Origin of the sequence: Streptomyces sp. Edi2, assembly GCF_040253635.1 — a bacterium.
In the GTDB taxonomy this organism is placed as follows: Bacteria; Actinomycetota; Actinomycetes; order Streptomycetales; family Streptomycetaceae; genus Streptomyces.
The window spans coordinates 8,004,004-8,027,523 of record NZ_JBEJGX010000003.1 but is presented as its reverse complement, the minus strand read 5'-3'; the positions used below and the strand labels follow the sequence as shown (position 1 = coordinate 8,027,523).

General features: G+C 73.2%; 20 protein-coding genes. 10 read left to right on the top strand and 10 right to left on the bottom strand.

What is annotated here, in order from left to right:
• Positions 1-110: 110 nt before the first annotated feature.
• Entirely contained in the window at positions 111-536 is a 426-nt protein-coding gene (locus tag ABR737_RS38505; protein ID WP_350257087.1) for an acyl-CoA thioesterase, read from the bottom strand.
• A gap of 300 nt (positions 537-836) precedes the next feature.
• Positions 837-2,066 carry a S1 family peptidase gene (locus ABR737_RS38500; RefSeq protein WP_350255801.1) on the bottom strand — a complete coding sequence of 410 codons (1,230 nt, stop codon included), beginning with the start codon at positions 2,064-2,066 and terminating at the stop codon, positions 837-839.
• Positions 2,067-2,169: 103 nt separating this feature from the next.
• Between ABR737_RS38500 and ABR737_RS38495 the strand changes: the two genes are divergently transcribed.
• Positions 2,170-2,709: a cell wall hydrolase gene (locus ABR737_RS38495; RefSeq protein WP_350255800.1), complete on the top strand. Its 540-nt coding sequence runs from the start codon at positions 2,170-2,172 to the stop codon at positions 2,707-2,709.
• A 141-nt stretch (positions 2,710-2,850) separates the two neighbouring features.
• On the opposite strand, the gene ABR737_RS38490 is transcribed toward ABR737_RS38495, so the two are convergent.
• The gene (locus ABR737_RS38490) at positions 2,851-4,218 is read right to left on the bottom strand and encodes a hypothetical protein (protein ID WP_350255799.1); all 1,368 of its coding nucleotides are present in this window, start codon (positions 4,216-4,218) and stop codon (positions 2,851-2,853) included.
• A gap of 202 nt (positions 4,219-4,420) precedes the next feature.
• On the opposite strand from ABR737_RS38490, the gene ABR737_RS38485 reads away from it, so the two are divergent.
• Positions 4,421-4,990 carry a hypothetical protein gene (locus ABR737_RS38485; RefSeq protein WP_350255798.1) on the top strand — a complete coding sequence of 190 codons (570 nt, stop codon included), beginning with the start codon at positions 4,421-4,423 and terminating at the stop codon, positions 4,988-4,990.
• A 54-nt stretch (positions 4,991-5,044) separates the two neighbouring features.
• Here ABR737_RS38485 and ABR737_RS38480 read toward each other — a convergent pair whose 3' ends face one another.
• From ABR737_RS38480 to ABR737_RS38460, 5 genes are all read right to left on the bottom strand, one after another.
• Positions 5,045-6,205: an acyl-CoA dehydrogenase family protein gene (locus tag ABR737_RS38480; RefSeq protein WP_350255797.1), complete on the bottom strand. Its 1,161-nt coding sequence runs from the start codon at positions 6,203-6,205 to the stop codon at positions 5,045-5,047.
• A complete protein-coding gene (locus tag ABR737_RS38475; RefSeq protein WP_350255796.1) occupies positions 6,202-7,404 on the bottom strand; it encodes an acyl-CoA dehydrogenase family protein in 1,203 nt (400 codons plus the stop codon). Before ABR737_RS38475 ends, ABR737_RS38480 begins: the two co-directional genes overlap by 4 nt.
• Entirely contained in the window at positions 7,401-8,399 is a 999-nt protein-coding gene (locus tag ABR737_RS38470) for an NADPH:quinone oxidoreductase family protein (RefSeq protein ID WP_350255795.1), read from the bottom strand. The genes ABR737_RS38475 and ABR737_RS38470 overlap by 4 nt, the downstream gene beginning before the upstream one ends.
• 300 nt (positions 8,400-8,699) lie before the next feature.
• Positions 8,700-9,182, bottom strand: a complete 483-nt coding sequence (locus ABR737_RS38465) for a phosphatase domain-containing protein (RefSeq protein ID WP_350255794.1) — start codon at positions 9,180-9,182, stop codon at positions 8,700-8,702.
• Positions 9,179-9,913, bottom strand: a complete 735-nt coding sequence (locus ABR737_RS38460; RefSeq protein WP_350255793.1) for a winged helix-turn-helix transcriptional regulator — start codon at positions 9,911-9,913, stop codon at positions 9,179-9,181. The genes ABR737_RS38465 and ABR737_RS38460 overlap by 4 nt, the downstream gene beginning before the upstream one ends.
• Before the next feature lie 114 nt (positions 9,914-10,027).
• On the opposite strand from ABR737_RS38460, the gene ABR737_RS38455 reads away from it, so the two are divergent.
• From ABR737_RS38455 to ABR737_RS38425, 7 genes are all read left to right on the top strand, one after another.
• Entirely contained in the window at positions 10,028-11,239 is a 1,212-nt protein-coding gene (locus tag ABR737_RS38455) for a pyridoxal phosphate-dependent aminotransferase (RefSeq protein ID WP_350255792.1), read from the top strand.
• 342 nt (positions 11,240-11,581) lie between these two features.
• On the top strand, positions 11,582-12,859 hold the full coding sequence (gene egtA, locus ABR737_RS38450) for an ergothioneine biosynthesis glutamate--cysteine ligase EgtA (RefSeq protein ID WP_350255791.1): 1,278 nt from the start codon (positions 11,582-11,584) through the stop codon (positions 12,857-12,859).
• The gene (gene egtB, locus ABR737_RS38445) at positions 12,856-14,175 is read left to right on the top strand and encodes an ergothioneine biosynthesis protein EgtB (RefSeq protein ID WP_350255790.1); all 1,320 of its coding nucleotides are present in this window, start codon (positions 12,856-12,858) and stop codon (positions 14,173-14,175) included. The genes egtA and egtB overlap by 4 nt, the downstream gene beginning before the upstream one ends.
• A 37-nt stretch (positions 14,176-14,212) precedes the next feature.
• A complete protein-coding gene (egtC, locus tag ABR737_RS38440; RefSeq protein ID WP_350255789.1) occupies positions 14,213-14,968 on the top strand; it encodes an ergothioneine biosynthesis protein EgtC in 756 nt (251 codons plus the stop codon).
• A complete protein-coding gene (gene egtD / locus ABR737_RS38435; RefSeq protein WP_350255788.1) occupies positions 14,965-15,927 on the top strand; it encodes an L-histidine N(alpha)-methyltransferase in 963 nt (320 codons plus the stop codon). Before egtC ends, egtD begins: the two co-directional genes overlap by 4 nt.
• Positions 15,928-16,074: 147 nt before the next feature.
• Positions 16,075-17,004: a phosphatidylinositol-specific phospholipase C gene (locus tag ABR737_RS38430; protein WP_350255787.1), complete on the top strand. Its 930-nt coding sequence runs from the start codon at positions 16,075-16,077 to the stop codon at positions 17,002-17,004.
• Between the two features lie 273 nt (positions 17,005-17,277).
• Complete coding sequence (locus ABR737_RS38425; protein WP_350255786.1) at positions 17,278-18,486, top strand: trypsin-like serine peptidase; 1,209 nt, start codon at positions 17,278-17,280, stop codon at positions 18,484-18,486.
• Here ABR737_RS38425 and ABR737_RS38420 read toward each other — a convergent pair.
• Positions 18,458-19,492: a phosphatidylinositol-specific phospholipase C domain-containing protein gene (locus ABR737_RS38420; protein ID WP_350255785.1), complete on the bottom strand. Its 1,035-nt coding sequence runs from the start codon at positions 19,490-19,492 to the stop codon at positions 18,458-18,460. The genes ABR737_RS38425 and ABR737_RS38420 overlap by 29 nt on opposite strands.
• 176 nt (positions 19,493-19,668) lie before the next feature.
• Here ABR737_RS38420 and ABR737_RS38415 point away from each other — a divergent pair, with 176 nt between their 5' ends.
• Positions 19,669-20,208, top strand: a complete 540-nt coding sequence (locus tag ABR737_RS38415; protein WP_350255784.1) for a DUF2165 domain-containing protein — start codon at positions 19,669-19,671, stop codon at positions 20,206-20,208.
• A 130-nt stretch (positions 20,209-20,338) separates the two neighbouring features.
• Here the strand turns inward: ABR737_RS38415 and ABR737_RS38410 are convergent, their stop codons facing one another.
• Positions 20,339-23,515 (bottom strand): bifunctional cytochrome P450/NADPH--P450 reductase, encoded by a 3,177-nt coding sequence (locus tag ABR737_RS38410; protein ID WP_350255783.1) that lies wholly within the window; start codon positions 23,513-23,515, stop codon positions 20,339-20,341.
• Between the last annotated feature and the right edge of the window lie 5 nt (positions 23,516-23,520).

Sequence of the window (23,520 nt, the reverse complement as noted above, 5' to 3'; positions counted from 1 at the left end):
AGGCCCACATTACCCGGGCCACCCAAGGGGGAAGGGACCGCACTTTCACGGACCGTGGTGGCACCCCGGAGCAGCCCGGAGCGCCCCCGACCGGCCCGGCGGTGCTCTCGTCAGCCGTCGGTGAGACCGAGCAGCGAGGGGTCGTCGGCCAGGTCGCGGAAGGCCGCGCGCGGGTCCTTGAGGAGCTTGCGCTCGGTGAGGTCGAGCAGCCCGCAGACCGCGCTCACCTCGGCGGCCACCGTGCCGTCCGTCTTGCGGACGGTCTGCTCGATCCGGAAGGTCTTGCCCTCGCCCCAGACGAAGGCGCAGCTCACCTCGACCTCGTCACCGGCCCGCAGCTCGCGCCGATAGCGGATGGTGGTCTCGACGGTCACCGGGCCGACCCGCCGCTCCACCATCGCGCTCTGGCGGATGCCGCTCACCTGCAGCAGCGACCAGCGGGCGTGCTCGGCGTACTGCAGATAGACGCTCTGGTTGAGATGGCCCTGGGTGTCGGTTTCGTAGCCGCGCACGGTGACCGGGACGGCGAACGGCACGGCCGCCGCGTCCGCACCGGCGGTCTCCGCGCCCGCACCATTCCCCGTGTCCGTACCGGATCCCGCGTCCGTACCGGTTTCCCTGTCCGACGCCTGTGCCGCTCCCACCACGATTTCTCCCGTCCCCATACCCGTACCCGTACCTGCCGGTCCGCCGCTCGGGCGCACCCGGGCCTTCTGGCCACCGGTTTCTCATCGTAGGCGCCGGGGGCCGGCGGACACCGACCGCGTCGGGCACCGGCCGTCAAGAGCTGTCCATCACGGGCTGTCCATCACGGGCTGCCCGTCACGAGCCGTCCGTCACGGGCTGCCCGTCTTCAGTCTCAGGTTCCACTTGGCCAGCGGCTCCCCGACCGGCTGGAAGATGGTGACGGTGGCACCGCCGAAGTTGCCGCAGGTGGCGGCGCCACCGCCGGAGTGCATGCCGATCGCCATCGGGGCGTTGGGCTGGGTGACGTACGAGCCGCCCGAATCGCCGGGCGCCGAGCAGGCGTTGGTGAACGAAAGGCCCTCGATGACCGTATTGCCGTAGTCCACGGCCTGGTCGGTCCGGGTGATCTCCCCGCAGTGCCAGCCGCTGCTCTGCCCCGAGCGGCAGATCGACATCCCCACCAGGCCCTCCTGGGAACCGGTGACGGTGACCGGCGTACCGCCCTGGCCCGCCACGTACGAGCTGACGATCCAGCCCGGCTGGTCGACGCCCACCAGCCCGAAGTCGCCCTCGCGGTCGTTGACGCTGTGATGGCCACCCTCGTTGGAGATCCCCATACGGGTGCCGTCCTTGCCGTACGCGGTCTGGTCGGCGGTGAGGGTGCAGTGACCGGCCGTCAGGAATCCCTGGAAGCCGTCCGGCCCGGTCACCGAGAAGCCGATCGAGCAGATGCCCTCGCTGCCCGGCATCCACCGCTCGCCGCCCACCACCGAGCCGCCCTGCTGGCGTGGTCGCCGGTCGCCGCCTTCGACGGTGACGGGGACCTTCGCGCGTGCCCCGAGACCGCGGACGTCCTCCTCGAAGACATCGGTGCGGGCGGTGCGCCTGGTGTGGTCGATACGGACCACGACGCCGTTGGCGCGCTCGTCCACGCCCCACCCGGTGACGCCCGGTACGCCCTTGCCGGCCTTCCGGCTGATCTGCTGCACCAGTGCGGTGAGCGTGGCGCGGCTGTGCGGCACCGTTTTGGGCACCGCCCCGGCGGCACGTACCCGCTGCGCATCGGCGGCGCCGGTGACCGCGACGACGAGCTTGCCGGTCGTCTTGTCGAACCACATCCCGGCGGACGGTGCGGTGAGCGCCCGGTGCACGGTGGCCACGGCACGGTGCGCCTCGGATTCCTGCGCGAGCCGGGTGCGCACCTGCTGTGCCGTCAGCCCGAGGTCCCGGCGCATCGCATCGAGCATGGCGCGCGGCGAGGGCGGGGGCGACGGGTCGTGCCGCGGCACGGCATGCGCCGGGCCGAGCGGGCCGGCGGCCGCCACGACGGCGGCGACGGTCGCGCCCCAGAGAGCTGCCTTGCGAAAGCGGCGTTCCATCGGGGATCTCCTCGCGGTGTCGAGTGCACGTCGGATCCGATTCGTCGAGCCTGCTCGACACCGGGACGTGCGGCACGAGGGAGATCCCCTGCATCATGACCGGGTGAGGTACGACCCCGGCCGTCAAATCCCCGCCTCCGGTGGCACGGTAGCGTTCCGGCGGCTTCCTCGAGCCCTGCGGAAGGTGACCTACTCGGGCGCCCGCCATCCGGGAGCCCCGACACCTGAATGCCCGTCACACGACCCGGCGAGGGCGGGCGAGGCACCCGGCGGCGCCCTTGATCCCTTCGCCGACGTGGCCGGGGGCGCGAACTGCCAGCGCTACGCCTATGCCGTGCTGCGCCACTTCGGCCTGCGGATACCGCCGTTGCGCTCGGCGGAGCTCTGGGCGGACGAGCACGCAACACGGCGGGCCGCCGCTCCGCAACCGCTGGATCTGGTGCTGTTCGACTCCGGGCCGCTCGACGGCCGGCCACCGGGGTACGGCGCACATGTGGGCGTGCACCTGGGGCCCGACCAGGTCCTGCACCTGTGCCGGGAGGTCGGCGAACCCGCCGTATGGCGCTATGCGGACTTCGCGGCGCGCCCGCGCTACGGGCGGTTCCTCGGCGCCAAGCGGGCGGTGGGCACTACGGAAGGCTGAGCGCGGCGGGGGGCGAAGCGCTCAGCGCCCGGCGAGTGCAGCGCCCGGCGAGTGCCACGCAGCGGTGAGCGCCCAGCGCGTGCGGCCGCGGCGGTGCGCGCCTCGAGGCGGCGGCGCGGGAGCGCGGGAGGCGCCCCGCGCTCAGAAACCGCCGCCGAAGCCCCCGTCGCCTCCGCCGCCGAAGCCGCCGCCGTCACCGAAGCCACCGCCGTCGCCGAAGCCGCCGCCGAAGTCGTCGGAGTTGAAGTCGGCTCCGGAGGAGTCGCCGCCCTCGGCACCCGTGGGGCCGCCGAAGCCGGCGCCATAGGCGTCGGTCGACCACATCATGTTGCCGAGCAGCGTGCCCACCAGGAGGCCGGGCAGCAGGCCGCCGCCGAAGTAGCCGCCCGCCCAGGGGCCGTAGGCCGGGCCCGCGTCCCAGTAGGGGCGGTCGCCGCCCGGGGTGCGGACCGTACGGGCCAGCGGCTCCCGGCCGTCGTCCAGGCGGCTCTTGTCCGCGGCACAGACCGGCACGGTGCGCTCCGCACCGCCCGCGGGGGCCCAGGCGACATCGACGACGGACGGACCGTGGCGCGGATCGAAGAAGCAGGGCAGCCGGCGCTCGGGCAGCGGCTTGCCCTCGCGTCGCGCGGCAAGGGTGGCCAGCGAGAACCGGCCTTCCTCCAGGGCCTTGGTCACGGCCTGCACATCGCCGGGGTGCCCGGCCGCCGCCATCGACGACTTGGCGTTCTCGTACGCGTCCAGCGCATGACTGTAGTCCGCGCGCATCGGGTCGTCGGCACCGGGCTCGCCGGGGTGGAAGTCGAGCCGGTCCAGCTCCTCGCCGAAGGCGGTGATGTCCTCGTCGACGACGACCCGCAGGTCCTCCAGCGCCGCCCGCTCCTCCTCGGCCCGCCTTCTGCGGTTGCGGCGCGCGAGGGCGTACGCGCCGCCACCGCCGACGACCACCAGCACACCGAGACCGATCGCGGTGCCAGCGTCGAAGCCGGTGCCGCCGGAGTCGCCCCAGGAGGCGGGTGCCTGGCCGTGCGCCGAGGCGGTCGCGGTGTCGACAAAGCTGTTCAGCCGGGCGTTGACGCTCGGGTAGTGGGAGCGCTTGACCGACCCGACGAGGTTCTGCACCGCGCTGTGCGGCATCACCCGCGGGTCGGCACCGGCGTTGAAGCCGTTGCCCAGCTCGACGGCGTAGACGCCGCTGATGCCGGTCTTGGTGCGCAGATCGCGCAGCAGCGTGCTGGGCTGGTACTCGGCGGCCCGTGGCAGCACGGCGACGAAGACCGGCTTGTTCGCGTCCTTGATTTTCTTGGCCAGCGCATCCGCTTCGGCCGAGGAGAACTGGCCCGCGGCACGGGGATCCACATAGACCGGGCCCTTCTTGAGGGCTGCCGCCGCCTCGTCGAGCCCGCCGGCGGCACGGGCTCCCGGTGCCAGTGCGGCGGCCACCACCAGCAGGGCGGCCATCAGCAGCAGAACCGGTCCGATCAGCGCACGACGTGTTGCGGTCTTCATGGTTCGACGCTACCTGAACCGCACTTTCCAGACATCACCGGTGCAGGGGTCGATTCGTCCCGCACCGGGGGATTCTCCTCCGTCCACGGACGGCTGTCGCGCCGGGGATGTCCATCCAGGTGATCGCTCCGCGCGTCGTTTTTGATGATCAAAGCGCCGGGGATGTTCCGGCTCGCCACTCCCCCGAGGAAACGAGGAGACGATGTGCAGGGCCACCTCGATGGCCACCAATCTGGCCGTCGCCGTCGCCGCCACCGCCGTCGGATGCATGCTGGTGATCTCGCTGACGCCGTCGCGCCCGGACACCGGCCGGAGCCGGCCCTCGGCCGGCGGTTCGGCGGCCGCCGTGTCCGGCCATGCGGGCTCGGCCGCGCGGGCCGCCACCTCCGCCCTCAACACCACCGCCGCAGGCGCCGGACCCGAACGGCCCGAGGAACCCGGGGAGCCCGAGGACTTCGCCGCACCGCCGACGGGGCGGATCGAGGTGACCGCACCGAAGCCCGGCGTCGACTACAAGGCGAACGGCAGCTTCACGGCGGCCTGGAAGAACAGCACGGGCGAGGAGGTGGACGTCTGGCTGCGGGCGGCGACGGGCCACGGCCGCTCGCAGCGGGTGGCGCTGGTGGTGCCCAGGGCGGAGGCCGGACCGACCGGTGAGGCGATCGTGACGCTGCCCAAGGTGCCGCCGGGCCCCCGCTACGTCCTGGAGGTGGCCACCGCCGGTGACGGCGCGGTCGGCGCCGTCAGCCGGACCTTCGCCATCACCGAATGACCGGCCGGCGGCGGCCGGTCATTCGACAGGAGGTGGCCTACCGGGCGTCAAGAGCTACGGGGCGTCGAGAGCGACCAGCCCCGCCAGGGCCTCCCGGTGCCGCCCCGGCGACCCCAGGGCGAGCTCATCGCTCTTGGCCCGCTTGAGGAACAGATGGGCCGGGTGTTCCCAGGTCATGCCGATGCCGCCGTGCAGCTGGATGCACTCCTGGGCGGCGCGCACCGCCACCGGCGCGCAGTACGCCTGGGCGACGGCCACCGCCACCGGGGCATCGGCGCTGCCGGTGGCCAGTGCGTCCGCGGCGTTGCGGGCGGCGGCGCGGGCCGATGCCACCTCCAGCCAGAGCGCGGCCATCCGGTGCTTGAGCGCCTGGAACGAGCCGACGGGGCGGCCGAACTGGGTGCGCTCGGCCGTGTGGCGCACGGTTTCGGCCAGGCACCATTCGGCGACACCCAGCTGTTCCGAGGCGAGCAGCCCGGCGCCGGTGAGCAGCGCGCCCGCGACGGCGGTGCGGGCCCGGTCCCCGGTCGCCAGGAGCCGGCCGCGGGCACCGTCGAAGGTGAGGTGCCCCAGGGGGCGGGTGAGGTCGAGCGGGGTGACGGGCTCGGTGCGGACACCGTCCGCCGCAGCCTCGACCGCGTAGAGGGCCGGGCCGTCGGGACCCTCGGCCGGGACCAGGAGGAGTCCGGCGCCCGCGGCGTCGGCGACCGAGGTCACCCGGCCGGTCAGGGCGCCGTCCGCCGCGGCCCGTACGGCGGATGGGGCCGGCCCGCCCGGAGCGGTGGGCAGCGGGACGGCGAGTACACCGACGGTGCCGCCCCCGGCGAGCGCGGCAAGCGGCGCGGCCACATCCTCTTGGTCGTGGTCGCAGCCGAGCAGGGCGGTCACCGCGATGACCGCGCTGGTCAGATAGGGGACGGGCGCGACACAGCGGCCGACCTCCTCCAGCACCACGGCGGCCTCGCGGGCGCTCGCGCCCGCTCCGCCGAGCTTTTCGGGCACCAGCAGCCCGGCGGCGCCGATGTCCGTGGCGAGCGCCCGCCACAGGGCGGTGTCGTAGGCGGCCTCCGACTCCAGGCCGGCGAGCACGGTGGCCGGATCGCTGCGGTCGGCGAACAGCGACCGTACGGCATCGCGCAGCGCGTCCTCCTCCTGGGAGTAGAGGAGGTCGGGGTCGGGCGCCGGGGTGCCGGTCAGGGGTGTCCCGTCGTTCATCGGGGGAGGTCCTTCCACGCGACGTCCTTGTCGGTGCGCGGCTCGGGCGGCAGCCCCAGCACACGTTCGGCGACGATGTTGAGCAGCACTTCCGAGGTGCCTCCTTCGATGGAGTTCCCCTTGGCGCGCAGATAGCGGTAGCCGGCCTCGCGGCCAGTGAAGTCGACGCCGTCGGGGCGGCGCATCGTCCAGTCGTCGTAGGTCAGACCGTCCTCGGCGAGGAATTCCACCTCCCAGCCGCTGATCTCCTGGGCGAGCCGGGCGAAGGCCAGCTTCATTCCGCTGCCCTCGGGGCCGGGCTGGCCCTTGGTCAGCTGCTGGCGCAGCCGTTCGCCGGTCAGCCGGGCGACCTCGGCCTCCACCCACAGCGTCAGCAGCCGCTGGTGGAGATCGTGGGTGCGCAGTTCGGGCCGCGCGCGCCAGTCGGCGGCGGCCACGCCGATCATGCCGCCCTCGCGGGGGATCCGGGCGCCGCCGATGGCGACCCGCTCGTTCATCAGCGTGGTCTGGGCGACCTTCCAGCCCTCGCCGACCTCGCCGAGGCGGCGGCTGTCGGGGATGCGGACGCCGGTGAGGAAGACCTCGTTGAACTCGGCCTCACCGGTGATCTGCCGCAGCGGACGGACCTCGACCCCGGGGTCGGTCATATCGCAGATGAAGTAGCTGATGCCGCGGTGCTTGGGCAGGCCGGGGTCGGTGCGGGCGATCAGGATCGCCCAGCGGGCCAGATGGGCGCTGGACGTCCAGACCTTCTGGCCGTCCACGATCCAGTCGCCCGCGCTCCCGGCTTCGCCCCCGTCCTCCCGGACCGCGCGGGTCGCCAGGGCCGCGAGGTCGGAGCCGGCGCCGGGCTCGCTGAACAGCTGGCACCACACCTCCTCGCCGGTCCACAGCGGGCGCAGCAGACGCCGCTTCTGCTCGTCGGTGCCGAAGCGCAGGATGGTGGGCGCGGCCATGCCGAGGCCGATGCCGATGCGCCCGGGGTCGTTGCCGGGGGCGCCGGCGGCCGCCAGCTCCGCGTCCACGACCGCTTGCAGGGAGCGTGGCGCGTCCAGTCCGCCCAGGCCCTCCGGGTAGTGAACCCAGGCCAGTCCGGCGTCGAAGCGGGCGCGCAGGAACTCCAGTCGCTCCGTCTCGGCGGGAGGATGTGCGGCAAGCAGCTCGGCGGTGCGCCGGCGCAGGTCTTCGGCGTCGGTCATCGGGTCTCCTTTGCCGCGGGCAGGATGACGAGCCGGCCGGTGGACGTACCGTCGGCGACCCGCTGGACGGCTTCGGCGGCGTCCTCCAGGGGGAACCTGCCGCCGATGAACGGCTTGACGGCGCCCTGTGCGGCGAGCTTGGCCAGCTCCTCGTGGCTGGCGTCGACCGCGGCCGGGTCCTTGGTGTTGTAGAGGCCCCAGTGCAGGCCCAGGATCGCGTAGTTCTTCACCAGCGCGTGGTTGAGGGCCGGGGTGGGGATGGCGCCGCCGGCGAAGCCGACGACGATGATCCGGCCCTCGAAGGCGATGCACTTGACGGACTTGGCGTAGGCCTCGCCGCCCACCGGGTCGTAGACCACATCCGCGCCGCGGCCGCCGGTGGCCTCCTTCACGGCGCCGATGATGTCGTCGTGGCGCCGGTCGAGGACGACATCGCAGCCCAGCTCGCGGGCGGTGCGGGCCTTGTCCTCGCCGCCCACGACACCGATGACCCGCGCGCCGGCGGCCTTGCCGAGCTGTACGGCGGCGCTGCCGACGCCCCCGGCGGCGGCGTGCACGAGCAGGGTCTCGCCCGCCTGGAGCCGGGCCCGGCGGTGCAGTCCGAACCAGCCGGTCTGGTAGCCGATGTGCAGTGCGGCGGCCTCGGCGTCGTCCAGCGCCTCGGGGGCCGGGCGGACCGTCGCCGCGTCGACGACGGCGAGTTCGGCGAAACCGCCGTCGGGCAGCGGCGGCTGGGCCAGCACCCGCGCCCCGGTCTCACCGGCCGCCCCCTCCCCCGTGGCGATCACCTCGCCGCAGATCTCCACTCCGGGGGTGAACGGCAGCGGCGGCCGGACCTGGTACTGGCCGCGGCACAGCAGGGCGTCGGGGAAGTTGACGTTGGCGGCCCGCACCCGCAGCAGCAGCTGACCCGGTCCCGGCTGCGGATCCGGCACCTCCTCCAGCCGCATCACTTCACGCGGCTCGCCGTTCGCGTGTACGCGCCATGCCTTCACCTGGTGCCTCCACAGACCTTGGATACGCGGGTGGGGCGGAGGGCGCGCCGGCGCCCTCGCCAGCGACATACTAAGCGGTCGGTATCCTCCAGGGAACAGTCTCCGCCACATCGCGGCGACGGCCCTCGGCGCCCCCGGCGCCTGCCCCGGTGTGATGGCGCTTCCCCGCGGCGCAGGGTCGACCGCCCGAGGCGGCGCTGCGGTTACTCGCCTCCTCGCCGATGCCCGGGGCAGGCAGGTCCGCCCGGACCCGGCACACGAGGAGGCTCAGGTCCGTCCGGACCCGGGCCGCGAGGAGGCTCAGGTCCGCCCGGACCGCTGCTGGGCGTCCCGCAGGGTCTCGGACGGTGTGGCCCACCGGGCGCGTACCACCGGGAAGCCGGCCTTCTCGCAGGCGTCGCAGACGAGTTCGTCGTCGTCGACGACATGGCGGACCTCGCGGCCGCGGGCGATCCGGCGCAGGATCTCCAGCTTGGTGTGCCGGGCCGGGCGCCGGTCGCTTTCGGGGCGCATCCACAGCCGGCCCTCGGGCAGCCCGTGCCGGGCGAGCCAGGCGAGCGTGTCGCGGCGGCAGCGCTCCGGACGGCCGGTCAGATAGACGACCTCGCAGTCCTCGGTGCTGCGCAGGGCCAGGGCCACTCCTTCGGCGAGCGGCGGGTCCTCGGTGGCGGCCGCGAAGAAGGCCTTCCAGTCGCGCGGGGTGCGCTGCAGCAGATGCTGCCGGTGACCGGCGTCGGCGAGCGTGCCGTCCAGGTCGAAGACCGCCAGGGGGCGCGTCGTCATGCCGTTGCCGTCCTCTTCCGCCGCCGTTCGCCGGACCTCTCGGGCCACGTGACCACGATCCGGCCGGATTCGATTCCCTGCGCGAGGGAGAGGCGATCGTACGCGATCTCGGCGCAGGTCGCGGTGTCCATCCGCAGCCGGACATCGGGGCGCTCGGCGGGGCCGTCCGCATAGCCGGGACCGCCGTCCGCGAAGCCGTCCGCGGAGCCGGACCCGCCGTCCCGACCGCCGCGCTGCGGGCCGCCGGAATGCGAGCCGCCGGCCTCCGCTCCGCCACCCCCGAGGACGACATGGAACTCGCCCTCGTCGAGGGCGATACCGATCACCTCGACGCCCTCCGCGAAGTGCCGGGCGAGCCGGGCGACGAGGGGCACCGCGAACCAGTGGGCCCGCACCGCGTCCGTCGGGCGCTTCTCGTCGAGGGCGGGGGCGCCCCAGTCGGCGAGGGCGGTCAGCGCGGGCAGCAGCGCGCGGCCGCGGGGGGTGAGTTCGTAGACGAAGACGGCGCCGGGCGGGGCGAGCCGGCGGCGGGTGACCAGGCCGTCCCGCTCCATGTCCTTGAGGCGGGAGGCGAGCATGTCGGTGCTGACGCCCGGCAGATCGGCGTGCAGATCGGTGTAGCGCCGGGAGCCGCCCAGCAGCTCCCGGACGATCAGGAGCGTCCAGCGGTCGCCCACGGCGTCCAGGGCTCGGGCAACGGCGCAGTACTGGTCATAACTTCGGCGCGGCATGACACCCAGCATAGACAGAAGTTGGACTTTCCAAGTCCCAGCTTGGTAAAACCAAGTACGGTGTATCGAATGCTGCCGCGCCGCGCGGTGAGCGAGGGACCGGGAGGCCACCGCATGCAGTTCAAGCAGTCCAGCAAGATGGCCGACGTCTGCTACGAGATCCGCGGGCCGGTGATCGAGCACGCGGACGCACTGGAGGAGGCCGGCCACAGCGTGCTGCGGCTGAACACCGGAAATCCGGCGCTGTTCGGCTTCGAGTGCCCGGACGAGATCCTGCAGGACATGGTGCGCAACCTCTCCCGCGCGCACGGCTACACGGAGTCCCAGGGCATCCTCTCGGCCCGCCGCGCGGTGGCCCAGCGCTACCAGCAGAGCGGGCTGCCGGATGTCGGCGTGGACGACATCTACCTCGGCAACGGTGTCTCCGAACTCGTCTCGATGGCGGTGCAGGCGCTGCTCGACGACGGCGACGAAGTCCTCATCCCGGCCCCCGACTTCCCGCTGTGGACGGCCGTCACCACCCTCGCGGGCGGCAAGGCCGTGCACTACCTCTGCGACGAGTCGGCGGACTGGCTGCCGGACCTCGACGACCTCGCCTCGAAGATCACCGACCGGACCCGCGCCCTGGTCATCATCAACCCGAACAACCCGACCGGCGCGGTCTACCCCCGCGAGCTGCTGGAGGGCATGCTCGACCTCGCCCGCCGCCACGGCCTGATGGTCTTCGCCGATGAGATCTACGACCGGATCCTGTACGACGACGAGGTCCACCACCACGCCGCGGTGCTCGCCCCCGACCTGGTCTGCCTCACCTTCAGCGGGCTCTCCAAGTCCTACCGCGTGGCCGGCTTCCGCTCCGGCTGGCTGGTGGTCTCCGGACCCAAGCAGCACGCCGCCGACTATCTGGAGGGCCTGGGCACCCTCGCGTCCATGCGGCTGTGCCCGAACGCGCCCGCCCAGTACGCCATCCAGGCCGCACTCGGCGGCCGGCAGAGCATCGAGGACCTGGTGCTGCCGGGCGGCCGGCTGCGCGAGCAGCGCGACCGGGCCTGGGAGCGGCTGAACGAGATCCCGGGCGTCTCCTGCGTCAAGCCCAAGGGCGCGCTCTACGCCTTCCCCCGCCTCGATCCCGCCGTCCACAAGATCCACGACGACGAGAAGTTCGTCCTCGACCTCCTCCTGCGGGAGAAGATCCAGGTCGTCCAGGGCACCGGTTTCAACTGGCCGCACCCCGACCACTTCCGCATCCTCACCCTCCCGCACGCCGACGACCTCGACGCCGCGATCAGCCGTATCGGGCGCTTCCTGGCGGGCTATCGCCAGTGACGCCGGGCTGCCGCCGGGGGCACCGGAAGGCGGACGCGCCGGACCGCCGTCACGGCAAAACACACCCCGCCCGGCACTCACTCGAACGGCCGTACGCCTCTGGCACCCCCCGTCCGCCGTCCACCGGTCCGGTCACCGGCCGCCGCGGCGGGCCAGAAGGCCGTCCTGGCGCCGGGAGGGCGCCGCGGCTCCTTCCGGGGTCTCCCGGCCCGGACGGCCCGCTCGCCCCGTGAAAGCCCGTCCCGCCGATCGCGGCGCGAACGCGCCCTTGAGCGCATCGCCCGCAGCGGATTAGGTGGAGGGCGGCAATCCTGCCGCCACCCCACCAGGGAGAGGTATTCCATGCCCGTACGGCCTGCGGAAACAGAAGCGGAGCTGGAAGCTCACCTGCGCGGAATATGCTTCAAGACGGGGCCCCCGCGCCGCATCGGCGTCGAGATCGAATGGCTGGTCCACGACGCGCGCAACCCCCGATGTCCCCTTGAGCCTGCCCGGCTGCACAGCGCGGCAACCACGTTGCGCGCCCTTCCCCTCAGCTCCCTGCTGACCTTCGAGCCCGGCGGCCAGCTGGAGCTCAGCTCACCCCCCGCCCGCACCCTCACCGAGTGCATCGAGGCGGTCACCGCCGATCTCGCACTGGTCCGCCCCGCCATGCTGGCCATGGGCCTGGGCATGGCCGGCCACGGTCACAATCCGTGGCACCGCCCGCAGCGGGTGCTGACCGAGCCGCGCTACAACGCCATGGAGGCGTACTTCGACCGCTGGGGCTCCGCCGGGCGGTCCATGATGTGCGCCACCGCCTCCGTGCAGGTGTGCGTGGACGCCGGCTACGAGGAGCCGGGGCCGCTCGGGCACGGCCGGCGCTGGCTGCTGGCGCACCTGCTGGGCGCGGTGCTGGCCGCGGCCTTCGCCAATTCGCCCACCAGCGAGGGCTGCCCCACCGGCTACCGCACCACCCGCCAGGTCGTCTGGTCGCAGCTCGACCCGGGCCGTACGCTCGCCCCGCCGCAGGGGCCCGACCCGCGCACCGCCTGGGTGGCGTACGTCCTGGACGCTCCGGTGCTGTGCATCCGCACCGAGGACGGGCCCTGGGACGCACCGGAAGGGCTCACCTTCCGCGAGTGGATCCGCACCGGCGTGCCCCGACCGCCCACCCGGGAGGACCTGGACTACCACCTCACCACCCTCTTCCCGCCGGTACGGCCGCGTGGCCATCTGGAACTGCGGATGATCGACGCACAGTCGGGCGACGCCGGGTGGGTCGTACCGCTGGCCGTCACAGCCGCGCTGTTCGACGACCCGGAGGCCGCGGAGCGGGCGTACCGCATCGTCAAACCCCTGGCGGAGACGGCGGGTTCCCGGCCGGCCCCGCGCAATCCGCTGTGGCGGCGTGCCGCCCGCGCGGCGTTGACCGACCCGGAACTGCACTCGGCGGCGGTGGCCTGTTTCGCCGCCGCGCAGGATGCCCTGCCACGGCTCGGAGCCTCCCCCGAGGTGCTGGCGGCGGTCGCGGAGTTCACCGAACGGTATGTGGCACGCGGCCGCTGCCCCGCGGACGATCATCTCGACGCCCTGTACGCCGCGGAGGGCGATCTCATCGTTGGGAAGGACAGCCAGTGACCCCCGATCCCGAGCTCCTGCGTGAGCGCGCGGCCTCGGCGCTGCTCACCGCCCGTAACCGCACCCGCCTGCTGACCACCTGTGTCGAGGATCCCGACCTCGTCGCGCAGCACTCCCCGCTGATGTCCCCGCTGGTGTGGGACCTGGCGCACATAGGCAACCAGGAGGAGCAGTGGCTCCTGCGCACGGTGGGCGGCCGGGACGCGCTGCGCCCGGACATCGACTCCGTCTACGACGCCTTCGAACACCCCCGTGCCCGGCGCCCCTCGCTTCCGCTGCTCGCGCCCGACGAGGCGCACGGCTATGTCGCCGAGGTCCGCGGCCGGGTGCTGGACATCCTGGAGCGCGCCGAGTTGCACGGCGGTCCGCTGCTCGACTCCGGCTTCGCCTTCGGCATGATCGCGCAGCATGAGCAGCAGCACGACGAGACCATGCTCATCACCCACCAGCTCCGCCGCGGCCCGGCCGTCCTCACCGCACCCGAGCCACCGCCCGCCCCCGACGACATCTTTCCCGCGGAAGTCCTCGTGCCCGGCGGGCCGTTCTCCATGGGCACCTCCACCGAGCCCTGGGCGCTGGACAACGAACGGCCCGCACACCACCGGCTGGTGCCCTCCTTCCTGATCGACACCACCCCCGTCAGCAACGGCGCCTACCAGCGGTTCATCGAGGCCGGCGGCTACGAGGAGCCGCGCTGGTGGGCCCCGGAGGGCTGGGCCCAGGTGCAGGAGCACTCGCTGCGGGCACCGCTGTTCTGGAAGCGCGACGGGGGCCAGTGGCTGCGCCGGAGGTTCGGGGTGACCGAGCCGGTGCCGCCGGACGAGCCCGTGCTGCACGTGAGCTGGTACGAGGCGGACGCCTATGCGCGCTGGGCAGGCCGGCGGCTGCCGACCGAGGCCGAGTGGGAGAAGGCCGCCCGGCACGATCCGGCGACCGGGCGGTCCAGGCGCTATCCCTGGGGCGACGAGGACCCCACACCGGCGCATGCCAACCTCGGCCAGCGGCATCTGCGGCCCGCGCCCATCGGCAGCTACCCGGAGGGCGGGTCGCCGCTCGGCGTACGGCAGCTGATCGGCGATGTGTGGGAGTGGACGGCGAGCGACCTCCTGCCGTATCCGGGCTTCGCCGCCTTCCCCTACCGGGAGTACTCGGAGGTGTTCTTCGGCGACGAGTACAAGGTGCTGCGCGGCGGCTCGTTCGCCGTCGACCCGGTCGCCTGCCGGGGCACCTTCCGCAACTGGGACCTGCCGGTCCGCCGGCAGATCTTCTCCGGGTTCCGCACCGCCCGGGACGCGGATCCGGCGGTGGGCGCATGACGGCCGCGGCTCCGCCGGCCCAGGAGGCCGGTGCCTGATGTGCCGTCATCTTGCCTATGTGGGGCCCGAGATCCCCATCGGACAGGTGGTGCTGGCCCCGCCGCACAGCCTGTACCGGCAGTCGTGGGAACCGCGCCGGCAGCGGTACGGGACGGTGAACGCCGACGGGTTCGGCGTCGGCTGGTACGCGCCGGGCGATCCGGTGCCCGCCCGCTACCGGCGGGCCGGGCCGATCTGGGGCGACGATCTGCTGCCCGACCTGGGGCGGGTGGTGCGCACCGGCGCGCTGCTGGCCGCGGTGCGTGATGCCACCGTGGCCGGCGCGGACGCCGAGGCCGCGGCCGCGCCGTACGCCGAGGGGCGCTATCTGTTCAGCCACAACGGCGCGGTGTCCGGCTGGCCGGACTCGCTCGCCCCGCTGGCGGCCGAGCTGCCGCCGGGAGAGCTGCTGCGGCTGCCGGCCCGCTGCGATGCGGCGTTCCTGTGGGCGCTGGTCCGCCACCGGCTGGCGCGCGGCGACGAGCTCGGCGAGGCGCTGGCCGGCACGGTGGCGGCGGTCGCCGCGGCCGCACCCGCCTCCCGGCTCAATCTGCTGCTGACCGACGGCACCGCCATCGCCGCCACCACCTGGGGCGACACGCTGTCCCACCTGGCCGTTCCCGAGGGCGGCACGGTGGTCGCCTCCGAACCGTACGACGATTCCCCCCACTGGGCCGAGGTCCCGGACCGCACGCTGCTGCGCGCCACCGGAACCGAGGTCCACCTCACCCCGCTCAAGGAGCCCGCCACGTGAGCCCGCTCAGCATCACCCGCACCCTCCCTGCCGACGCCACCGCGGCCGCGCTGCGCGCCGATGTCACCCAGGGCCTGTCCCGTACTCCCAAACAGCTGCCGCCCAAGTGGTTCTACGACGCCCGCGGGAGCGAGCTGTTCGAGGACATCACCAAGCTGCCCGACTACTACCCGACCCGCGCCGAGCGGGAGATCCTGCTCACCCGTGCCGATCACATCGCCGCGGCCACCGGGGCCCGCACCCTGATCGAGCTGGGGTCGGGCTCTTCTGACAAGACCCGCCATCTCCTGGGCGCGCTGACCGAACTGCACTCCTATGTACCCATCGACGTCAGCGAATCCGCGCTGGCCGTGGCGGGCGAGACACTGCTCGCCGACCATCCCGGCCTCGCCGTGCACGCCCTGGTCGCCGACTTCCAGCAGGGCATCGAACTCCCCGACACCCCCGGCCCGCGGCTGCTCGCCTTCCTCGGCGGCACCATCGGCAATCTGCTCCCCGAGGAGCGCGCCGCGTTCCTGCACTCCGTGCACGCCATGCTCTCCCCGGGCGATGCGCTGCTACTCGGCACCGACCTGGTCAAGGACGAGGCCACGCTCGTCGCCGCCTACGACGACCCGCAGGGCGTGACGGCCGCGTTCAACAAGAACGTCCTGGAGGTCATCAACCGCGAACTGGGCGGCGACTTCGACCCGGCGGACTTCGACCATGTCGCCCTGTGGAACGACGGGTGCGAGTGGATCGAGATGCGCCTGCGGGCCCGTAAGGACCTGAACGTCAAGATCCCCGGAGTGGACCTGGCGGTGAGCTTCACCGCGGGCGAGGATCTGCGGACCGAGGTCTCGGCCAAGTTCCGCCAGGAGGGCGTGCGGGCGGAACTCGCGGCGGCCGGACTGGAGTTGAGCAGCTGGTGGACGGACAGCGCGGACCGCTTCGCGCTGTCGCTGTCCTTCCGCGTCTGATTTCCGTCCCTTCCCGGCCGGCGTGCCCCCCGGGTCCGCCGGCCGGGTGCCGCTCGTACGTTCCCTGTGGTTCGATACCCCGATCGCCGGTGCACAGCGGGGCTGTCGCTGCGCACCCACGCAGACTCGACGGACAGGGGAAGCGGTATGGGGCTGGGACTGGATCGACGGGGTTTCCTCCGGGGCGCGGCCGGGCTGTCGGCCGCCGGTGTGCTGGCGGGCGTCGGCAGCGGGCAGTACACGGCGGAGGCGGCCCAGCGCCGGGCGCCCCGGCTGTCCGTACAGGACTGGATGTCGGCGCTCGGCGACGCCACCCCCGTCCAGCGGCTGACGATTCCCGGCACCCATGACTCGGGCGCCCGGGTGGGCGGCCCCTGGGTGGCCTGCCAGAACACCCCCGTCGACGCCCAGCTGAGCAGCGGTATCCGCTTCCTGGACGTCCGCTGCCGGGCCATCGACAACGTCTTCGCCATCCATCACGGCGCCTTCTACCAGGAGTTGATGTTCGGTGATGTGCTCAACGCCTGCCGGGCGTTCCTGCAGGCGCATCCCTCCGAGACGGTGCTGATGCGGGTCAAGCAGGAGTACTCGGAGGTCAGCGCCGAGGAGTTCCGCCGGATCTTCGGCATCTACCTGGACGACAAGGGCTACCGGTCGCTGTTCCGGCTGGACGCCGGGCTGCCGACGCTGGGCCAGGCCCGCGGCCGGGTGGTCCTGCTGGCGGACTCCGACGGTCTGGGCGGCGTCCGTTACGCCGATCCGCAGCTGTTCGACATCCAGGACGACTACATGGCGGAGCCGTTCGGCAAGTACCCGAAGATCGAGGCCCAGTTCCGCAAGGCCGTCACCCAGCCCGGCAAGCTCTTCGTCAATTACGTCAGCACCGCCGCCCTGCTTCCGCCCCGCTCCAACGCGGACCGTCTCAACCCGCAGGTCAAGCGGCTGCTGGAGGGCCCGGAAGGGAGCGGCTGGACGGGCCTGGGGATCGTCCCGATGGACTTCCCGAACGAGGCCGGCCTGGCGGAGACGCTGATCCGGCACCAGCTCGCGGGGCAGGGGGTGCGGCTCGCGGCGTGAGCGGGGAGCCGTCGGGCACGCGCGGGACGGTGCACCGCCAAGGACCGGGCCGGGCCCGGACGGGGGCACGGCGCGCGTCACCCGACCGGCCCAACGAGGCCGGGCCCGGCGACGCGGCCGCCTGACCCGACACGCCGGGCCCGCCGGGCCTCTCGGAGGGCGGGTGCGCCGGGCTTCCGATGCCGGTTTCTGTCCGTGATCTTCGCCGCCTGAGCGGAAAGTTGCGCCAACTGACCGAACCACGGCATGCATCCCTGCATCAGACTGGGTGAAATGTCTGGTTCCGGTGTCACCCCAGCATCCGACGGGGTAATACCGGCTGATGCGGCGAGGCGGCTGCTGGTGGAGACGAGCGCACGCGGGACCGAGCCGGCGGACCACGCCGGCGGGGCGGACCGGAACGCCGGGGTACCGGCGGCCGAGGACTGCCTCGGTCCCGGCGGCCCGGCCTGCACGGGCCGCGGCCGGGCCGGCGTGCCGCTGCGGGCGACCCTGGCGCTCGGGGTGCTGACCGTGGTCGTGGGCAGCACCGCGCTGGCCCTGGGGCCCCCGTCACGCGATCCGTTCCTCGCCGCCGGGGACACCGCCACCGGCTCCTACCTCGCGACCAGGGCCGACGGCGAGCAGGCCGCCGCCGCGGTGCTCGCCGGCCCCTATGAGGAGCGGCCGGGACCGCCGGTGACGGCACGGTACGGCGGTGGGACGGCGGCCCCGCGGGCACCGGTCCCGCTGACGGCGTCCCGGCCCCTGCGGGCGGCCCCGGCGGCGCCCGCACCGGCGATCGGTGCGCTCTTCTCCCCCGGCGACGACGGTGCCCCGGTCCACCACTGCACGGCCGGCGTGGTGCACGCCCCCGGGGGTGACCTCATCGTCACCGCGGCGCACTGTGTCCACGACGACGGCTTCCGTACCCGGCTGGTGTTCGCGCCCGGCCTGCACGACGGGATCGCGCCGTACGGACTGTGGGTGCCCACCCGGATCCTTGTCGACCCGCGCTGGATCAGCGACCGGGACCCCGACCACGACGTGGCGTTCCTGCGGGTGCGCCGGGCGGGGCGGCCCGGCGGCCGGATCGAGGACGTCACCGGCGCCGAACGGATCCGGTTCGGCGCACCGGCCGGACGCCCGGCGCAGCTGACCGGTTACCCCGAGGACCAGGAATCCCCGGTCAGCTGCCGGCACACCGCGGACGCCCAGGGCCCGACCCAACTCCGGTTCGTCTGCCCGGGTTTCCCGAAAGGGACGAGCGGCGGGCCGATGCTCACCGACCTCGACCCGGCCACCGGCACCGGGTCGCTGATCGGCGTGATAGGCGGCCTCAACGAGGGCGGTGACGACTTCGTCTCGTACAGCAGCCGGTTCGGCGAGGATGTGGCCGCGCTCTACCGGCGGGCGACCACGGAGCCGGACCCGCGGGCCGCCCAGCCCGGCTCCCGCGCCGCCGCGTCCGGCGTCATGCCCCGCGCGGCACCACGGTCTTGAGGACGGACGGCAGCGGGTACCAGTCGGCGGTGGCGAAGCTGGCGTGTGCCGCGGCGAGTTGCCGGACCCTGGCCAGTGCCTGCGCCTCGGTCGGGTGGGTACCGTCGATGACCGGCGGCACGTTGTGGGCGTCGGTCATGATGAGCAGGTAGTTGCGGGTGTCGTACCAGGAGGTGTCGATACTGCCGTTCAGATACGTCGCGGCATCGCCGTCGAAGACCACGAACCAGGGGCGCAGCGCCGGGTCGGTGTAGCGCTCGCGGGGGTCACCGGGAGCGGCCCCGTGCACCGCGGGGAACGCCGTCGACTGCGCCAGCTTCCCCTGCGCCGCAAGGTCCTTGAGGTGGCCGGCGTACTCGACGTCCGTCCACAGCTTGTCGAACGGGTTCTTCTCCTCGACCGTGCCGGGTATCAGCTCGAACAGGAACTTGCCCGCCAGGTCGGCCCGGGAGGGCCAGCCGCCGGCCCGTACGGCTTCGTCGGCGGTGGCGTGCCGGCCGGTGAGGTCCCCGGGGCCGTAGACCGCATCGCCCAGCTTCTGCCGCACCAGCGCATCGAACTCGGCGGGCCCTCGGCCGCCCTTGGCGTTGAAGCCGTCCTTCATCTCGACCTTGAGCAGGATCGGGCGGTGTCCCGGGTGGGCGTCGTGCCAGGCCTTCATATCGGCCAGGCAGCCGGCGAAGTCCTGATCGCGGTTCTTGGTGCGCAGTTCCGAGGCGTTCGCGGCGCCTTCGCAGTTGCTGTTGTTCCCGAGCGGGTTGCTGTGCGAGACCCGCCAGGACCGGCCCAGCCCGTTGGACCAGAGGTCGAGTTCGAGCAGCGCGGCGCCGGAGTCCAGGGCGTCCGCGAAGTAGGGGTACTTCTCCTTTTCATACGCATTGTGGACGCCCACGGACGTGCTGGTGCCGTATGTCGTGGCGGCCGGCTCGGCGACCGCCGGTCCGCTCACCGCGATCACCGCCGCCGCCGCGGCGGCTACCGTTCCCACACACCGCTTCCCGTTCATGTGCCCCGCTTTCCTCTAGGTCTTCGGGCCGCCGGCACTGCTCCCGAACGCCCCGGTCGACCGGTGCGTCCCCCGGCCGACCGGGGAGCAGCGTACGGGAGTTCGACGGATGAGGGACCATAAGGGCCGCGACAGACAAGGAAACAGCAGATGACAGGAACCGCCGTGGAGGGCGCATGACCGACAGAAACCCCACCGAACTCGCACCACGTACCGGATTGCCGCTCGCCGCGGCCGTGCTCACCGGGACGGTCGCGCTCTACATCTCACTCGTCGCCTTCGGCAACATCACCGACTTCGACACCAACCGGGACTTCGTCCGCCATGTGCTGGCCATGGACACCACGTTCAAGGACCCGGACCTGATGTGGCGGGCCCTCACCTCGCAGGGGCTGCAGGACGCCGCGTATCTGGCGATCATCGCCTGGGAGACGGTGGCCGCGGTGGTGCTGCTCGCGGCCACCGCGCTGTGGGTCACCGGCGCCCGGCGCGGGAGCCTCACCCGTGCCCGGCAGGTGAGCACGGTCGGACTGCTGATGATGGTGCTGCTGTTCGGGGTGGGGTTCCTCGCGATAGGCGGTGAGTGGTTCTCGATGTGGCAGTCCAAGCAGTGGAACGGGCTGGAGGCCGCGACCCGCAACCTCACGGTCGCCGGAATCGCGCTGGTGGTGGTCCATCTGCCGGGTGCGGCCGGGAAACAGGGAAGCGGGGAGTAGCGGGCACTCGGCCCACCACTCCCCGCCACGTCCTCTCCCCCCACCCCGCGGCCCCGGCGGGCCGGAAGATCCGGACCGCCGGGAGAGCCGGCGCGCCGGGTCCAGCCCGCCGGGAGAAGGGCGCCGGGCCTCAGCCCGCCGCGTACACATCCTCGATGTAGCGCCCCGAGGCGGTCAGTTCGCGCAGCCAGGCCTCGGACTCCTGGGGCGAGGCACCGGTGCTCGCGGCGTGCAGCTCGCGGAAGGCGGCCCGTACACCGGGGGCCATCCGGCTGCCGTCACCGCAGACGTACACCCGCGCGCCGGCCTGCAGCAGCTCCCACACCTCGGCCCCCTCGGCGGCGATCCGGTGCTGGACGAAGCGGTGGCCGTTCTCGGGGCGCTCGCTGAAGACGGGGTGCATCGAGACGACACCGGCGGCCTCGGCGGCGGCGAACTCCGCGGCGTGCAGGAAGTCCGCTTCCGGGTCGTCACAGCCGAAGTAGAGCCGGGCGGGGGCCTTCTGGCCCGCGGCGAGGCGGTCGGCGACGGCGCCGCGGAACGGCGCGAGACCGGTCCCCGCGGCGATGAGGATGACGGGGGTGTCATCGTCCGCAGCGAGGCGGAAGGCCTCGCGGCAGGGCTGGACACGGGCCAGGACGGTGTCGCCGGGCCGCAGGGAGTGCAGATGGGTCGAGCCGGTACCGCCGGGCAGCAGCGAGACCATCAGATCGGCGTGCCGGGGGTCGGCGGCGGGTGCGGACGACAGGGAGTAGTGCCGGATGCGCAGGGCCGGCAGCAGCTCCAGGACCGCCGGCCAGGGCAGCGCGCCGCGCAGCGCCGGGTGGGCCTCGATCAGGTCGATCACGGTGCGCGGATCGTCCTCCGCGAGGTTCTCCAGGGCGTGGCGCTCGGGCGGGCAGGGGTTGAGCGCGGCGAGCACGGCTACCTGCTCCGGTGTGGGCCGCATGCCCAGTTCGAGGTGGTGGGTGAGCAGTTCGCGCACCGTCAGCGGCCGGTCGACGGGCAGGGTGTCGCGGCTCGGGCGGCGGCCGGAGTGCAGCGCGAGGACGGTGTCGAGGTCGGCGCCGAGGACCCGGGCGGCCCGCTCGACGGCGGCCGGGGCGTTGGCCGGCAGCACGGCGAGGTGGTCGGCGGTGCGGTAGCCGACGCCGTCCGGCAGGGCGATCCGCAGGAAGCGCTTGGGCCGCGGCCAGCCCTCGGCGGTGAGGTCGTGGGCCTCGGTGACGGTCATCGGGACGAGGTCGTGGCGGGCGGCGAGCGCGTCCAGCGGACCGCCGGTGATCTCGGTGACGGTGTAGCCGGTGTCCTCGGCGTCCGGTGCGCTCGCGCCGATGCTCGCCGGGTCGCCGTAGCGCGTCAGCAGCCGGGTGCGCAGCGCCGCGGTGAACTCCTTGACGGTGCCGCCCAGGTCGCCGGAGGCATCCGCCTCAGCCCGCGGCAGCAGCCGGTCGCCGCCGAGCGCGTCGAGCCGGTCGTCGATGAGGGTCGGTATGTGCTGGTAGGTGGCGGCCCAGTTGCGGTCGCCGACGCCGAGGACGGCGAACGGGATACCCGTGGCGGCGCCGTCCCGGGCGGTGGTCAGCCAGTCCACGAAGGCGGCGGCGTCATCGGTGGGCCGGCCGTTGTAGGAGGCAGCGACGATGACGACGGGCCGGTCGGCGGGCAGCGCTCCGGCGTATGCGTCCAGCGGCGCGACGTCGGCGGCGAAGCCGAGCCCGGTGGCCTCGTCGGCGAGCCGCTCGGCGAACTCCCGGCAGGTGCCGTAGTTGCTGCCGTGCAACAGCAGCAGGCCGGTGCCCTGGACGGCGCGGGTGGGCAGCCCGTCGTCGGTCGCAGGGTCGTCCGCGGCGCCGGCGCCGCCGCCGGGGAGCACGGCCAGCGCGGCGCGGACCGCGGCCCGGTCGGCGGGCGTACGGGCGGCCAGGGTGAGGGTGAACGCCTCCGGCTTGAGGGTCAGCGTCTCCTTGATGCGCAGCCGGTAGTCGCCGTGGTCGATCAGGCGGTAGCGCTGGGCGAGGAGGGCGAGCAGCATGGTCGCCTCGTGGAGCGCGAACTGCCGCCCGATGCAGGCACGTTCACCGGTCCCGAACGGCTTGTAGGCATGCGGCGAGCGGGCCGCCTCGGCCTCCGGACTGAAGCGTGACGGGTCGAACAGCTCGGGGTTGTCGCCCCAGGCGGGGTCGCGGTGCAGCATCGGGGTCAGCACCGTGACCAGCTCCCCCGCCTTCACCGGGTAGCGGCCGCCGAGCAGGGTGTCCTCGCGGGCCTGCCGGGTGAAGGCGGCGGCGGTGGGCCACAGCCGCAGCGCCTCGTTGAGGACCTGGCGGGTGAACGGCAGCCGGCCGATGTCCTCGAACGAGGGGTCGGGGTCGCTCTGGTCGCCCCACAGCTCGTCGGCCTCGCGCTGGACCATGCGCAGCGCCAGCGGGTCCTTGAGCAGGTGGTAGAGGGCGAAGGAGAGCGCGCCCGAGGTGGTCTCGTGGCCGGCGATCAGGAAGGTGATGACCTGGTTGCGGATGTTGGCGAGGTCGAGGGCAGGACCGTCGTCCCCCTGGCCCCCGGCGCCGAGCATCAGGCCCAGCAGGTCGTCGTCGCCGGTCTGTCCGCTCTCCGTCCGGGCGGCGATGACCTCGTCGACGACCGACGCGAGGTAGTCGGCGTCGGCCTGGAACGCCGCGTCCGCCGCGGAGTGGTCGGCGCCGGGGTCGCGGGAGAACTTCGTCATGCTCCATTCGAGGCAGCGCACCATCGCCTCGACGAACGGATGGGCGCCGTCGCCGCGGGAGAAGGACTCGAAGTCGAAGCCGAAACCGGCGAGCCCGATGGTGTCCAGCGTCATCCGGGTCATGTCCTCGGCGACCTGGACGGGCGTACCGTCGGCCACCCGTCGGTCCCAGGCCGCCATGACCCGGCGGGCGACCTTGAGCATCGCCGGGTGGTAGGTGCGCATCGAACCGAGCGCGAAGGCCGGCATCAGGACCTCGTGCGCCTTGGCCCAGTTCGGCTCGTCGTTGTAGGCGGTGAACAGACCGTCACCGGCGAACTCTCTGACGTTCTCCAGGACGACCGACACGCCCTTGGCGAAGCGGGATTCGTCGGCGACCTCGGTGACCAGGTCCAGCGAGGAGAGGAACAGCGTCTCGCGCTCGCCGAACTTGCGCTTGAAGACCGGGCCGTGGAGCCGGGCGAGGTCCATGGACTGCTGGATGGGCGTGTGGGTGAGCCCGGCCGCCGTGAGGTCGGCCACCGGAATGCCGTCATCGGCGGCGCGTTCGTCGCTGTGGAGCGCGATGGTGTCGGTCATGTCTC